At 66.3% G+C, this 12,661-nt stretch carries 10 protein-coding genes; 1 reads left to right on the plus strand and 9 read right to left on the minus strand.

What is annotated here, in order from left to right:
* Positions 1-76 precede the first annotated feature (76 nt).
* The 4 genes from hflX to trkA form a co-directional block, all read right to left on the minus strand.
* Positions 77-1,354 carry a GTPase HflX gene (gene hflX, locus ACSQ76_RS11310; protein WP_306129414.1) on the minus strand — a complete coding sequence of 426 codons (1,278 nt, stop codon included), beginning with the start codon at positions 1,352-1,354 and terminating at the stop codon, positions 77-79.
* A complete protein-coding gene (hfq, locus tag ACSQ76_RS11315) occupies positions 1,351-1,590 on the minus strand; it encodes an RNA chaperone Hfq (protein ID WP_306129415.1) in 240 nt (79 codons plus the stop codon). The genes hflX and hfq overlap by 4 nt, the downstream gene beginning before the upstream one ends.
* 179 nt (positions 1,591-1,769) lie before the next feature.
* Positions 1,770-3,290 (minus strand): TrkH family potassium uptake protein, encoded by a 1,521-nt coding sequence (locus ACSQ76_RS11320; protein ID WP_306129458.1) that lies wholly within the window; start codon positions 3,288-3,290, stop codon positions 1,770-1,772.
* Positions 3,291-3,306: 16 nt separating this feature from the next.
* Complete coding sequence (gene trkA, locus ACSQ76_RS11325; RefSeq protein ID WP_306129416.1) at positions 3,307-4,683, minus strand: Trk system potassium transporter TrkA; 1,377 nt, start codon at positions 4,681-4,683, stop codon at positions 3,307-3,309.
* Positions 4,684-4,784: 101 nt separating this feature from the next.
* Between trkA and ACSQ76_RS11330 the strand changes: the two genes are divergently transcribed.
* Positions 4,785-5,258, plus strand: coding sequence for a hypothetical protein (locus ACSQ76_RS11330; protein WP_437156651.1), 474 nt, complete (start codon positions 4,785-4,787; stop codon positions 5,256-5,258).
* Between the two features lie 117 nt (positions 5,259-5,375).
* On the opposite strand, the gene ntrX is transcribed toward ACSQ76_RS11330, so the two are convergent.
* The 5 genes from ntrX to dusB form a co-directional block, all read right to left on the minus strand.
* The gene (ntrX, locus tag ACSQ76_RS11335; protein ID WP_437156652.1) at positions 5,376-6,791 is read right to left on the minus strand and encodes a nitrogen assimilation response regulator NtrX; all 1,416 of its coding nucleotides are present in this window, start codon (positions 6,789-6,791) and stop codon (positions 5,376-5,378) included.
* 8 nt (positions 6,792-6,799) lie between these two features.
* On the minus strand, positions 6,800-9,034 hold the full coding sequence (locus tag ACSQ76_RS11340; RefSeq protein WP_437158189.1) for an ATP-binding protein: 2,235 nt from the start codon (positions 9,032-9,034) through the stop codon (positions 6,800-6,802).
* A 153-nt stretch (positions 9,035-9,187) separates the two neighbouring features.
* Complete coding sequence (locus tag ACSQ76_RS11345) at positions 9,188-10,552, minus strand: response regulator (protein ID WP_306129419.1); 1,365 nt, start codon at positions 10,550-10,552, stop codon at positions 9,188-9,190.
* A complete protein-coding gene (locus ACSQ76_RS11350) occupies positions 10,552-11,631 on the minus strand; it encodes a two-component system sensor histidine kinase NtrB (RefSeq protein ID WP_437156653.1) in 1,080 nt (359 codons plus the stop codon). Before ACSQ76_RS11350 ends, ACSQ76_RS11345 begins: the two co-directional genes overlap by 1 nt.
* The gene (gene dusB, locus ACSQ76_RS11355; RefSeq protein ID WP_437156654.1) at positions 11,628-12,620 is read right to left on the minus strand and encodes a tRNA dihydrouridine synthase DusB; all 993 of its coding nucleotides are present in this window, start codon (positions 12,618-12,620) and stop codon (positions 11,628-11,630) included. The genes ACSQ76_RS11350 and dusB overlap by 4 nt, the downstream gene beginning before the upstream one ends.
* Positions 12,621-12,661: the final 41 nt, after the last annotated feature.

The raw sequence follows: 12,661 nt of genomic DNA on the forward strand, positions 1-12,661 counted from the left end.
ATCGGGCGCGCGCCCAGGTTTCGCAAATCACGACGGTGCGAGGGGCGCGCGGCGGCGCACAGCATCGGTGCGGGGATCACAGACCGTCGAACTGCGACTTCTGCGTCTCGTTCCAGCGCACGGTCAGGGTATAGCCGTCCTCGTCCTGCACCTCGTCCTCGACCAGCCCCTTCTCGAAGAGCCAGGCGCGTTTGCGCCCTGCGTCGAAGCCCAGCGTGACCGTCTCGACACGCGTGGTGCCCGCCAGCCGGGTGATGATCGTGTCGCTGAGCGCATCCATGCCTTCTCCGGTGATGGCCGACAGAAGCTGCACGTTTTCAAGCCGCGCGGCGCGGTTCTCGACCAGGGTGCGGTCCTCCGGCGTCAGGCGGTCGATCTTGTTCCAGACCTCGATCTGTGGCGTGGTCTCGAGCACGCCGAGGCTGATGAGGATCTCGCGCACGTCGCCGGCCTGGTCCTCGGTCTCGGGGTGCGAGATGTCGCGGACATGGACGATCAGGTCGGCGGCCAGCACCTCCTCGAGTGTGGCGCGGAAGGCGGCGACCAGTTCCGTGGGCAGATCGGAGATGAAGCCCACGGTATCGGACAGGATCACCTCGGGGCCGCCGCCCGGCAGGGCGATTTTGCGCATCGTGGGGTCGAGCGTGGCAAAGAGCATGTCCTTGGCCATGACCTCGGCCCCCGTGAGGTGGTTGAAGAGCGTGGACTTGCCGGCGTTGGTGTAGCCCACCAGCGCCACGATGGGGAACGGCACCTTGGCGCGGGCGGCGCGGTGCAGGGTGCGGGTTTTAACGACCTTTTCCAGCTGGCGGCGCAGGCGGACGAGCTGTTCGTCGATGGCCCGCCTGTCAGCCTCGATCTGGGTCTCGCCCGGACCGCCGACAAAGCCCAATCCCCCGCGCTGGCGTTCCAGGTGGGTCCAGGCTCGGACAAGACGGGTGCGCTGATAGCTGAGGGCGGCCATTTCGACCTGTAACACGCCTTCGCGGGTGGCGGCGCGGTCCGAGAAGATCTCGAGGATCAGTCCGGTGCGGTCGAGGAGTTTGACGCCCAGCTTCTTTTCGAGATTGCGCTGCTGCACAGGCGAGACGGGCCCGTCGATCAGAACCAGCTCGACCTCGTTTTCCTCTACCAGCGCCTGCAGCTCGGCCAGCTTGCCCTTGCCGAAGAGCATGCCGGGGTGCGGGTCGCGCAGGCGCACGACCGAGCCGCCCAGAACCTCCAGCCCCGGCAGGGCGTGGCCCAGAGACACGGCTTCTTCGAGCGCGAGCGCCGGGTCACGGTCGCGGTCTGAACTGGGTATGTCCGGGTGCAGGACCCAGGCGCGGGTGTCCGAGCGTTCGGTGAGCGTCAAGACGCGTCATCGCCCTCATAAAGGCTGACCGGCTGGGACGGCATAATCGTGGACACGGCATGCTTGTAGACAAGCTGTGACTGACCGTCGCGGCGCAGCAGGATGCAGAAATTGTCGAACCAGGTGATGACACCTTGCAGCTTGACGCCATTGATCAGGAAAACGGTGACCGGGATCTTGGTCTTGCGAACCTGATTCAGAAATGCGTCTTGCAGGTTTTGTCGGTCTGTTGCCATTGTTTTTATAGCCTTTGTTCTTGCGAGGGGCCTTCACTCGCCCCTTTCTCCCTCAGCGGCGAGTATGGAGTGCGCGTTTCCGAGTTTCCAGCCCAAAAATCAAATCGTTGCGGTGTCTTGCCGGGGCAATGTTTCAGGCCTGTGACACGACGGCCCCGCGGCGCGGATATTGCCGGGCCTCAGCGGCGCCACAGGCTGGGGTTGAAAAGCGCGATGAGGGCCAGGGTTTCCATCCGGCCCAGCACCATCGCGGCGGAAAAGACCAGCTTGGCCGCCGGGCGCATCTCCAGCAGGCCGATGGGCGCGTCGGCGCCGACCTGGGTGAGCGGGCCCGCGGTGGCCAGCGCCGCGGTCGACAGCACGATCGCGTTTTGCAGGTCTTCCCCGACGGCCGCCATAAGGACGGTCACCAGCGCCAGCGACAGGGCGAAGAGCATGAAGAAGATCCAAGCGACGAACGCGCCCTCGCGGCGCATGCGGCGGGTGTGGACGCCGGCACGCCCTACCGACGAGGGGTGGATCAGCCGCTCCATCTCGCGCTGGCCGTGCAGGTAGAGCGCGTAGATCCGCAGGAGTTTCACGCCCCCCGCCGTGGTGGCAACGCCGCCGCCGAACATCGCCAGCCCCATGAGCAGCAGGCCCGGCGTGCCGAGCCCCGACCAGGATTGCGCGGCCTCCCAGGCCGCACTTTGAAAGCCGGTGGTCGACAGGAACGACATGACGGTGAAGGTGCCGCCCCAGAGCGCCTGAAGCGCCTGGCCGAAATCCTCGACCTGGTCGACGTCGAAGGCGCCCAGCCAGTGGCGCGAAAAGAGGATGAGCGGCACCCCGAGAACCAGCGCGGTGCCGATCCGGAACTCGGGGTCGTGCAAGACGCTGGTGGAGCGGCTTGTCAGGGTGTCGGACGAAAACGTCAGGCGTGACAGGGCGAAGAACATGAAGAGAAAGATCACGATCTCGCCGCCGTAGCCGCTGCCGGCGTTCTCGACCCCGCCGACGGCGGAGATGCCGCTGGTGGCGAGGGTGGACATGGCGTGCACGGCCGCCACAAGCGGTCGGTCGCCGCCCAGCATCAGCATCAGCCAGAGCACGCCGGTCAGCCCGATATAGACCGGCGCAAGCACCTTCGTGCTTTGTGCGATTCGCCGGGCGGAACTGGCGCGCCGAAAGCGGCTGAGCGCGTCCTCGCCCTGCCCCGGTTCGGCGGAGACGGTAATCTCGAACCCGCCGAGGTTCATCGGCGCGAGCACGGCCGAGGCCGCGATCCAGATCAGAAGCCCGCCGAACCAGCCGACCATGCCGCGCCACAGATGCAGGCTGTCGACCAGGCGGGCAGGATTGTCGAAAAGCGTGGCGCCGGTGGTGGTCAGGCACGACACCATCTCGACATAGGCGTTGAGAAAGCGCGTGGTCTCCAGCCCCTCGTAAAAGGGCAGCGCCAGAAACACCGGCAAAGCGGTATAGGCCAGCGCCAGCGAGGCCAGGTTCTGGATGTCCGAATTGTCCTGGCTTCGGCGGCCCGCGATCGCAAGGCCCACCAGCACGAGAAATGTGACGCCCAGCACGCTGGAATAGAGAAATGCGCGGGCGACGGAATGATCGTCCTGCCAGAACGCATGAAGCGCAGGGCCCAGCATGGCGATGCTGGCGATTCCGGTCAACACGAGAATGAGCGGGAACCGCAGGATGCGGGCCGTCAGGCCCGGCGACGATGTCTCAGAAGAAATCAATCGAGACCTGCAGGAGCTGTTCCACCCGGTTCACGTCGGACGCCAGCGCGAAGATCACCACCACGTCACCGGCCTCGATCCGCATGGTGCCGGAGGGTTTCAGCACCTTGTCCTCGCGCAACACGCCCCCGACGAGCACGCCTTCGGGAAAGTCGATCTCGCGGATGGCGGCGCCGGCGATGTTGGAGGTGGACATGACCTCGGCCTCGATCACCTCGGCCTCGGCATCGCCGATGGAATAGACCGAGCGCACCCGCCCGTGCCGGACATGGCGCAGGATCGAACTGACGGTGGTGGAGCGCGGGTTGATGTAGGCGTCGATGCCCAGGGGCTCCATCATCGGCAGCAATGTGGGGTCGTTGATCAGGGCGATGGCAAAGGGGCAGCCCTCGGCCTTGGCACGCACGGCGGCCAGCATGTTGGTCTTGTCGTCGTCGGTGACGGCCAGAACCGCATCGGTGCGAGAGATGTTGGCCTCGGCCAGCAGTTGCGCGTCGAGACCGTCGCCGTTGAGCACGATGGTGCGTTCCAGCGCGTCGGCGGCGCGTTCGGCCACCTTGCGGTCGCGCTCGATCACCTTGACGCGGGTGCGCTTGCCGCGCTTCTCGATCCGCTTGGCGACGCTGAGACCGATATTGCCGCCGCCGATGATGACCAGCCGTTCCTGGGTCTGCGAGGTCTTGCCGAACACCTCCATCGTGCGCGGCACGTCCTCGGTGGGGGCAAAGACATAGGCGTCGTCGCCGACGAAAAGCTGGTCCTCGGCCTCGGGCGCGAAAAGCTTGCCGTCGCGGCGGATGGCCAGCACCACCACCTCGAGCGTCGAGAAGAGGTCGGTCAGCTGCCGCAGGGGCGTGTTGACGATCGGGCAATCCTCGTCGATCCGCAGGCCCAGAAGCTGGGCGCGGCCTTCCATGAAGGTCTCGGTGTCGAAGGCGGCGGGGGCGGCAAGGCGTTGCAGCGCGGCCTCGGCCACCTCGCGCTCTGGCGAGATCACGACGTCGATCGGCATGTGGTCGCGGCGGTAGAGGTCGGAATAGATGGCGTCGAGATAGGATTGCGACCGCAGGCGGGCGATCTTTCGGTTGATGGAAAAGACCGAGTGCGCCACCTGGCAGGTGACCATGTTGACCTCGTCCGAATGGGTGGCGGCGATGATCATGTCGGCATCGCGCGCGCCGGCCTGGTCCAGCACGTTGGGATAGCTCGCAAAGCCGTTGATGCCCTGCACGTCCAGCGTCTCGGTGGCGCGGCGCACCAGGTCGGGGTTGCTGTCGACCACGGTGACGTCGTTGCGCTCGCCCGACAGGTGGCGCGCGATCTGCCAACCGACCTGCCCTGCCCCGCATATGATGACCTTCATGGGCGGTGCCTTTTGTGACCCAATCGAAGGCTTTGCATGACAGATGGGGCGGTAACGGTCAATTGCTTTGTCCTGCGCAAAAAACGGCATAGAGTGTGGCCATGAATCTGTACCGAGTCCCGTTTCTGATCTGTGTGGTCCTGACGCTTTCGGGCTGTCTGCCGACAAACGTCTATTACCGCGAAGGCGCGCCCGTAAGCGGGGTCGAGCGCGACCGCACGCAATGCGACGTGGCGGCCCTTCGGCAGGTGCCGGTCCGGACCCTGACGCGGTTTATCCCGCCGACCTACAGCTATCGCCCGATCTGCAACGGCGCCGGCAAGTGCCGGACGGTCCGGGTTCTGCTGTCGCCGGGACGGTGGGAAAGCTATGACGCCAACGAGGGGTTGCGGGCGCGGGTGGCCAGGCAGTGCATGGCCGACCAGGGGTACCAGAAGGTCAGCCTGAAGCCCTGCCCGCCCGAGGTGGTGGAGGCGACGGTGATCACCGCGACGCGGGTGCAGCCGCCGCTCACGGAAAATTCCTGTGCGATCCGCATCAAGGGCGGGAAATATCAGATCGTGAACCCGGAATAGGGCGACGTGACTTGAAGGAGCGCCTGCGGCGCGCTTGATGTCTCGGCGGCGGGGCCGCCTCGGGGATGCCTCCGGCGGGGATATTTATGGCCAGAAGAAGCAGGCCTCCTGACCGCATCAGCCGGTGGCGGCGTGATGGCCCTCGTCTTCCTCGTCCGAGAGGCGCGCGCCCTTGGCGCCAGTGACCACGCCCAGCGATTTCAGCTTGCGGTGCAGCGCGCTGCGTTCCATGCCGACGAACTCCGCCGTTCGACTGATATTGCCGCCGAAGCGGTTGATCTGGGTCATCAGATATTCGCGCTCGAACGCCTCGCGGGCCTCGCGCAGGGGCATGGTGGCCACGGTGCCCGAGAGGACCACCCGGCCGTCGTCGCTGGGCGTGGCGCTGTCGCCGGGGATTTCACGCGCATTGATGTCGCCCGAGCTGTCGCCGAGGATGAGGATGCGTTCGATCACGTTGCGCAGCTGGCGCACGTTGCCGGGCCAGCGCATCGTCTGCAAAAGGGCCGCCGCCTCGTCGCCCAGGGCGCGGATCGGCAGGCCCTGTTCGCCGTTGAGTTTCTCGATGAAGTAGCCGGCCAGCACGGGGATATCCTCGCGCCGGTCCTCGAGGCTGGGCACGGCGATCGGGACCACGTTGAGACGGTGATAGAGCTCGCGGCGGAACCGTTCGGCCTGGATCTCGGCCTCGAGGTTGCGGGAGGTCGAGGAGATCACGCGCAGATCGACCTGAACCTTGTCGCTGCCGCCCACCCGCAGGAAGGTCTGGTCGACCAGCACGCGCAGGATCTTGCCTTGCGTGCCCAGCGGCAGGTCGGCGACCTCGTCGAAATAGATCACGCCGGTATTGGCCTCTTCCAGCAAGCCCGGGGTCACGGTGCCGTCCTCGGCCTCGCGTCCGAAGAGCACCTCTTCCATCCGGTCGGGCTCGATCGAGGCGCAGCCGGCGCAGACGAAGGGGCCCCCTGCCCGATCGGAATTGGCGTGGATGTAGCGCGCGGCCAGTTCCTTGCCCGAGCCGGCGGGACCCGACAGCATGACCCGGCCATTCGACCGCGTGACCTTGTCGAGCTGGCCCACAAGGGTGCGGAAGGCGGGGCTTTCGCCCAGCATGTCGGCCGGCCCGCTGCCCTGGCGCTTGAGCGCGAGGTTCTCGCGGCGCAGGCGGCTGGTTTCCATGCCGCGGCGGATGACCACCATCAGCTGGTCGATGTTGAAGGGTTTCTCGATGAAATCGTAGGCGCCCTGCTTTATCGCCGCGACCGCGATCTCGATATTGCCGTGGCCCGAGATGATGACGACCGGTACCTCGGGGTAGTCGCGCTTGACCGCCTTGAGGATGTCGATCCCGTCCATATTGCTGTCTTTCAGCCAGATATCGAGGATCAGCAGGCCCGGCGGCTGCTCGCGGATCTCGCTCATCGCCTCGTCGGAATTGCCGGCGAGGCGCGTGGTGAACCCTTCGTCCTGCAGGATGTCGGAAATCAGTTCACGGATATCGCGTTCGTCGTCGACAATAAGAATGTCACTCATGGGTCACCTCATACGGCCTGTCGTTGGTCATATTCGTTCAAATCGGGGTCGCCGTCCGCGTCCGGCGCGGCCTCGGCCCGGGTCAGGGGAAGGCGGATCACGGCCATGGCGCCGGGGCGGGCCTCGGGCGCGAAGGGGTCGGCGTCTTCCAGGGCAAGGCTGCCGCCATGTTCCTCGATGATCTTCTTGACGATGGGCAGGCCGAGGCCGGTGCCCTTTTCGCGCGTGGTCACGTAAGGCTCGAACAGGCGCGAGCGATCCTCGGGCAGGCCGATGCCGTTGTCGGAGATGCGGATCACCGCGGTGTCGTCCTCGCGCGTGCTGGTGACGCGGATCTGCGGCACGTGGCCCTCGGCGCCTTCCTTTTCGTAAAGGCTTTCAATGGCTTCTCCGGCGTTCTTGATCAGGTTGGTCAGCGCCTGGTGCAGCATGGTGCCGTCGACCTCGGCCATCAGCGCGTCTTCGGTGAACGTGGACTCGAAGGTGACGTCGGGCTGGCCGGCCTCCTGCAGCAGGACGGCCTCGCGCAACAGCTTCGTCAGGCTCTCGACCTTGGTCTGCGGTTCGGGCATCCGGGCGAACTTGGAAAACTCGTCGACGATGCGGCGCAGGTCGTTGGTTTGCCGCACGACCACGTCGGTCAGCTGTTCCAGGCTCGCGGCCTGTTCGTCATCCAGCACGCGGGTGAACTTGCGCTTGATGCGTTCCGCCGACAGCTGGATCGGTGTCAGCGGGTTCTTGATTTCATGCGCGATGCGGCGGGCGACGTCGCCCCAGGCGGCCATCCGCTGGGCGGTGACGAGGTCGGTCACGTCGTCGAAGGCGACCACGTAGCCCTCGCGCCGGCCGCCCTCGTTGCTGCGGGTCGACATGCGCACCAGCAGGTTCTCCATCCGGCCCGTACGGCTGACCTTGATCTCTTCCTGCACGAAGCCGGTATTGCTGTCCTTCAGCCGTTCGAAGAGCGCGCCGAATTCGGGGATGGCAACGGCGAGTGCCAGGGATTGCTGGTCCTCTTGCCAATCGAGCAGGCGTTCGGCGGCGCGGTTGACGAAGGTGACGCGGCCCTTGGCGTCAAGCCCCACGACACCCGAAGAGACCGAGCCCAGCACCGAATCGAAGAGCCGCCGGCGGCGTTCGATCTGCTCGGTGTTGGTCAGCAGCGTGTCGCGCTGCTGCTTCAGTTGCCGCGTCATCTGGTTGAAGTAGGTCGAGAGCATCCCGATCTCGTCGTCGGCATCCTCTTCGCGCACCTGCGTGTCCAGATCGCCCTCGCCCACGCGCTGGGCGGCGCTGGTCAGGCGGCCCACGGGGCGGCTGAGGCGCTCGGCGAACCACATGCCCAGCCAGACGGCGGCAAGGATCAGGATCAGAGCGAACCCGAGGTAGAGCACGCCGAACTCGAACAGCACGCGGTCGCGCTCGTCCTCGCGCTGCTGGTAGAAGCGCGCGGTTTCCTGCGTGTCGTCCAGAAGGCTTAGGATGTCCCCGTCGACATTGCGGCTGACATAGAGATAGCGGTCAGGGATTTCCTCCAGCGGCAGCAGGGCGCGGAACTCGTTGTTGTCCCAATCGCGGATGATGACGACGCCTTCTTCGTTAGCCTCCTCGAACATCTCGCGCGAAGGTTCCTCGTAGTCGAAGAGGTACGAGCGTTCGCCGCGCGAACGGATGTCTCCGGTGCCGTCGATGACGAAGGCCTCGCGCAGGCCGCGCTGGATCTCGCGCTGGCCGCGCGACAGGATCTGGCGGATGTCGCCATCGTCGAGGAAGACCGCGGCGCGCTTGGTGGCGTTGATCAGCGAGGCCAGCGCGCGGGCGTCGACCAGCAGGTCGCGGCGGTGCTCGTCCTCGTAGGCCTGCGCGGCGGCGACCGAGTTGTCCACCACGCGCCCCACCCTGTCGGAAAACCACGCCTCGAGCCCCATGTTCACCGACAGCGTGGCAAAGACGGCGACGGTGATCGTGGGCAGAAGCGCCATCAGCGCGAAGACCCCGGTCAGGCGCAGGTGCAGGCGCGAGCCCGCGGATTTGCGGCGGCGGGCGGCGACCATCTGGACGACGCGTTGCAGAACCAGCGCGGCGACCATGATGATATAGACCATGTCCGCCAGCAGGACGATGCGCAGGATGTTGGACGAGCTGCCCTGATCGAGCGGCCCCATGACGAGGTAGGTCAGAAGCGCCAGCACCGGACCCAGCACGACGAGGCTGAAGGCGGCGGCATTGCGCACCCGCTTCATGCGCCGGAGACGCCCGAGCTTTTCCCACGTCAGTCCGCGTGCTTTTGCAGCCACGCAATCCCCCCATCAGGTTGTGGCGCGAGATGCGCCGCACCTCCAGATGTGGCTTGGACCCAGGCAGGGCTTCCAAAGGGCCACAGTGATGTTGCAGTTTTACATCAACTTGCGGCGCCGTGTCACGCGAATATCAAGGTCGGTGATTTTCTTGCGCAATGTATTGCGGTTAATGCCGAGAAGATCGGCACATTTGGCCTGATTCCCGCCCGTCGCATCGAGCGCGATCTCGATCAGGGGCATCTCCATCTCCTTGAGGATTCGCGCGTAGAGGCCCGGTGGCGGCAGGGTGTTGCCGTGCAGATCGAAGTAGCGGCGCAGGTGGCGCGAGATCGAGGTCGAGAGGCTCTCGCCTCCGCCGCCGCCCACCACCGGGGCGGCCTCGGGTTGATTGCCCAGCACCGCCTCGACCTCGGAGCGGGTGATCTCGGACGATCGCGCGGTCAGCCCCAGGCGCTGGACCGCGTTCTCAAGCTGGCGCACGTTGCCGGGCCAGCTGTAGGCGCGCATCAGCTCCATCGCGTCCTCCGACAATGTCCGGGGCGGATGGCCCTCGCGCTCGGCCTTGAGCAGGAAGTGATGCACCAGCAGCGGAATGTCGTCGACCCGGGCGCGCAGGCTCGGCACCTCGACCACGGCGCCGGAGAGGCGATAGTAGAGGTCCTCGCGCAGCTTGCCCTCTTCCAGCCGGTCGGCGAGCCGGCCCAGCGAGGTGGCCATGAAGCGTGGCACGTGATCGCCGGGCGCGTCCATCATCCGCACCACGCGCGCCTGCGCATCGGTGCTGAGGTCGCCGACCCCGTCCAGAACGATGGTGCCGCCCTTGGCACGGGCCATGACCCGCGCGGGGCCCTCCAGATCGGCCAGGTCCGACGGCGTGACGGTAACGAAAGGCAGGGTGCGCCGGTCGGAAAAGTCGTGGATGGCACGGGCGATGAGCGTCTTGCCGGTGCCGGATTCGCCGGTAATCAGCACCGGAAGATCGGTATTCATCAGCCGCGCGACCACGCGGTAGAGCCCCTGCATCGCCGCGGTGCGCCCGACCAGCGGCAATTCGTCGGGGCGGTCCTCGGACTTGACCTCGGCCGGCGCGCGCTTGGTGCGTGCATCGAGCGCGCGGGCGGTGCGCTTCATCAGGTCGGGCAGGTCGAAGGGCTTGGGCAGATAGTCGAAGGCCGCGGCCTCCTCGGCCTGGATGGCGGTCATGATGGTGTTCTGGGCCGAGATCACGATCACGGGCATACCGGGACGGTCCTGGTTGATCTTGGGCAGCATTTCCAGGCCATTGCCGTCGGGCATCATGACATCGGTGATCACCGCGTCGCCCTTGCCCTCGCCCACCCACCGCATCAGCGTGGTCAGCGACGAGGTGGCATGCACCCGGCATCCCGCCCGCGTCAGGGCCTGTGTCAGAACCGTGCGGATCGTGCGGTCGTCATCGGCGACCAGTACCGTGCCATCCATTAGCTTTCCTCCATGTCCTTGCCGGCGCGCGGCAGCGAAATACGAAATACGGTGCGCCCGGGCACCGAGTTGACCGAGAGCCAGCCGTCGAGCTCCGAGACGATCTTTGCGGCGAGGGCGAGGCCCAGGCCGGTGCCGTTCTCGCGGCCCGAGACGAACGGCTCGAACACATTGCCGGCAATCTCGGGCGGCAGGCCGGGGCCGTCATCGATGACCTCGATCTGCAGGGGCAGCGACTTGCCGGGTCCACCGCCGTCGCGGCGCACGCGCAGGGATTGCTCGTAATAGCTGTGCAGGGTGATCGTTCCGCCCTTGTCGCCCGCGGCCTGGGCGGCGTTCTTCAACAGGTTCTGGATCACCTGCAACAGCTGGTCGGGATCGGCCAGCGCCAGCGGCAGCGAGGGGTCGTAATCCTCGACAATGGTCATGTGCGCGGCAAAGCCCACCAGCGCCGAGCGCCGGGCGCGGTCCAGCACGTCATGCAGGTTGACCGCGCGCAGCTTGGGCAGGCTCACGTTGCCGAATTGTTCGACCTGTTCCAGCAGGCCGACGATACGGCGGCTTTCCGACACGATGAGGTCGGTGAGTTCCAGATCGTCCTGGTCGAGGTTCATCGACAGCAGCTGCGCCGCCCCGGTGATGCCCGCGAGCGGGTTCTTGATTTCATGGGCCAGCATCTCGGCCATGCCGATGGCGGACTTGGCGGCTGATTTGACGGATTGGCTTTGCGTCACGCGGCCCGCCAGTTCGCGGGGCGAAATGAGCAGGATCATGTGGTCGTCCCAGCCCGAGACCGGCGCGATCTGCAGGTTGCACTGCATCGGCGCGCGATCACCTGTGCCCACGTCCACGTCATTGACGAACAGCGGCGCGGATTTCTCGCGGGCGCGTTCCAGCGCTTCTTCGATGGGGGCGTCGACGGCCAGCTTGTCCCATACCGGCTGACCGACGATCGACCGCGCCGAGGTCATCAGGAAGCCTTCGGCGGCGGGGTTGATCTGCACGATGCGGTCCTGTCCGTCGAGGATCAGCCCCGGCACCGGCAGCGAGGTCCAGACCATTTCGTCCATCCCGGTCATGCGGCGGTCCTTTCCGGGGCGGTCATGGCATCCTCGAGCAGGCGGTTGACGTTGGCCGGGTCACGCTCGGTCAGGATGCGCTTGCGCAAGTCCTGGGGCGTGTCGCGCCCGTCCATGTACCAGCCCAGGTGCTTGCGGGCGACGCGGACGCCAAGCTCGGTGCCATAGAAGGACAGCATGGCGTCGTAATGGTCCTGCACCAGCCGCGCAAGGTCGCCACCTTGCGGGATTTCCGGCGCGGGCGTGCCGTGCAACTCGTGCGCCACCTGCGCCAGCAGCCACGGACGGCCCTGCGCGCCGCGCCCGATCATGACGCCATCCGCGCCGGATTTCATCAGCGCGTCGCGGGCGGTGGGGGTGCCGGTGATGTCGCCGTTGGCGATGACCGGGATGCTGACCGCGTCCTTCACCGCGCGGATCGCGTCCCAGTCGGCATATCCCTTGTAGAACTGACAGCGCGTGCGACCGTGGATGGTGATCATCTGCACCCCTGCCCCTTCCGCGCGCGTGGCCAGCTCCGGCGCGTTCAGGTTGGTGTCGTCCCAGCCCAGACGGGTTTTCAGCGTCAAGGGGATCGAGACCGCGCCGACCACCGCTTCGATCAGCGAAAGCGCATGATCGAGATCCTTCATCAGGGCCGAGCCGCTGGCGCCCGAGCCGCTGGCGCTGGTGACCTTCTTGGCGGGACAGCCCATGTTGATGTCGATGAGGCTTGCGCCATTGCCCTCGACCTGGCGGGCGGCCTCGGCCATCCAATGCGCCTCGCGCCCCGCCAGCTGGACGGAAGTGTCGGCGGCGTCGAACCCAAGCTCCGCCTTCTCGCGCACGCCGGGCTTGGACTGCACCATTTCCTGGCTCGCGACCATTTCGCTGACGACGAGCCCCGCTCCGAACCGGCTGACCAGGCTGCGAAATGGCAGGTCGGTGATGCCCGCGAGCGGGGCGAGAAGGACCGGGGGATGTAGGTTTCGAGGGCCGATGTTCAGCATGGGTGCCTAACGATTGAGCATGTGGACGTTCTATGGCCACG

The sequence above is a fragment of the Roseovarius sp. B08 genome (genome assembly GCF_051417955.1).
Classification (GTDB): domain Bacteria; phylum Pseudomonadota; class Alphaproteobacteria; order Rhodobacterales; family Rhodobacteraceae; genus Roseovarius.

Bases quoted from the DNA above. Each gene is read 5' to 3' on its own strand.
- ACSQ76_RS11345 (WP_306129419.1), bottom strand. From the start codon at position 10,552: ATGGATGGCACGGTACTGGTCGCCGATGACGACCGCACGATCCGCACG.
- ACSQ76_RS11330 (WP_437156651.1), top strand. From the start codon at position 4,785: ATGAATCTGTACCGAGTCCCGTTTCTGATCTGTGTGGTCCTGACGCTT.
- hfq (WP_306129415.1), bottom strand. From the start codon at position 1,590: ATGGCAACAGACCGACAAAACCTGCAAGACGCATTTCTGAATCAGGTT.
- ACSQ76_RS11340 (WP_437158189.1), bottom strand. From the start codon at position 9,034: ATGAAGCGGGTGCGCAATGCCGCCGCCTTCAGCCTCGTCGTGCTGGGT.
- trkA (WP_306129416.1), bottom strand. From the start codon at position 4,683: ATGAAGGTCATCATATGCGGGGCAGGGCAGGTCGGTTGGCAGATCGCG.
- dusB (WP_437156654.1), bottom strand. From the start codon at position 12,620: ATGCTGAACATCGGCCCTCGAAACCTACATCCCCCGGTCCTTCTCGCC.
- ACSQ76_RS11350 (WP_437156653.1), bottom strand. From the start codon at position 11,631: ATGACCGGGATGGACGAAATGGTCTGGACCTCGCTGCCGGTGCCGGGG.
- ntrX (WP_437156652.1), bottom strand. From the start codon at position 6,791: ATGAGTGACATTCTTATTGTCGACGACGAACGCGATATCCGTGAACTG.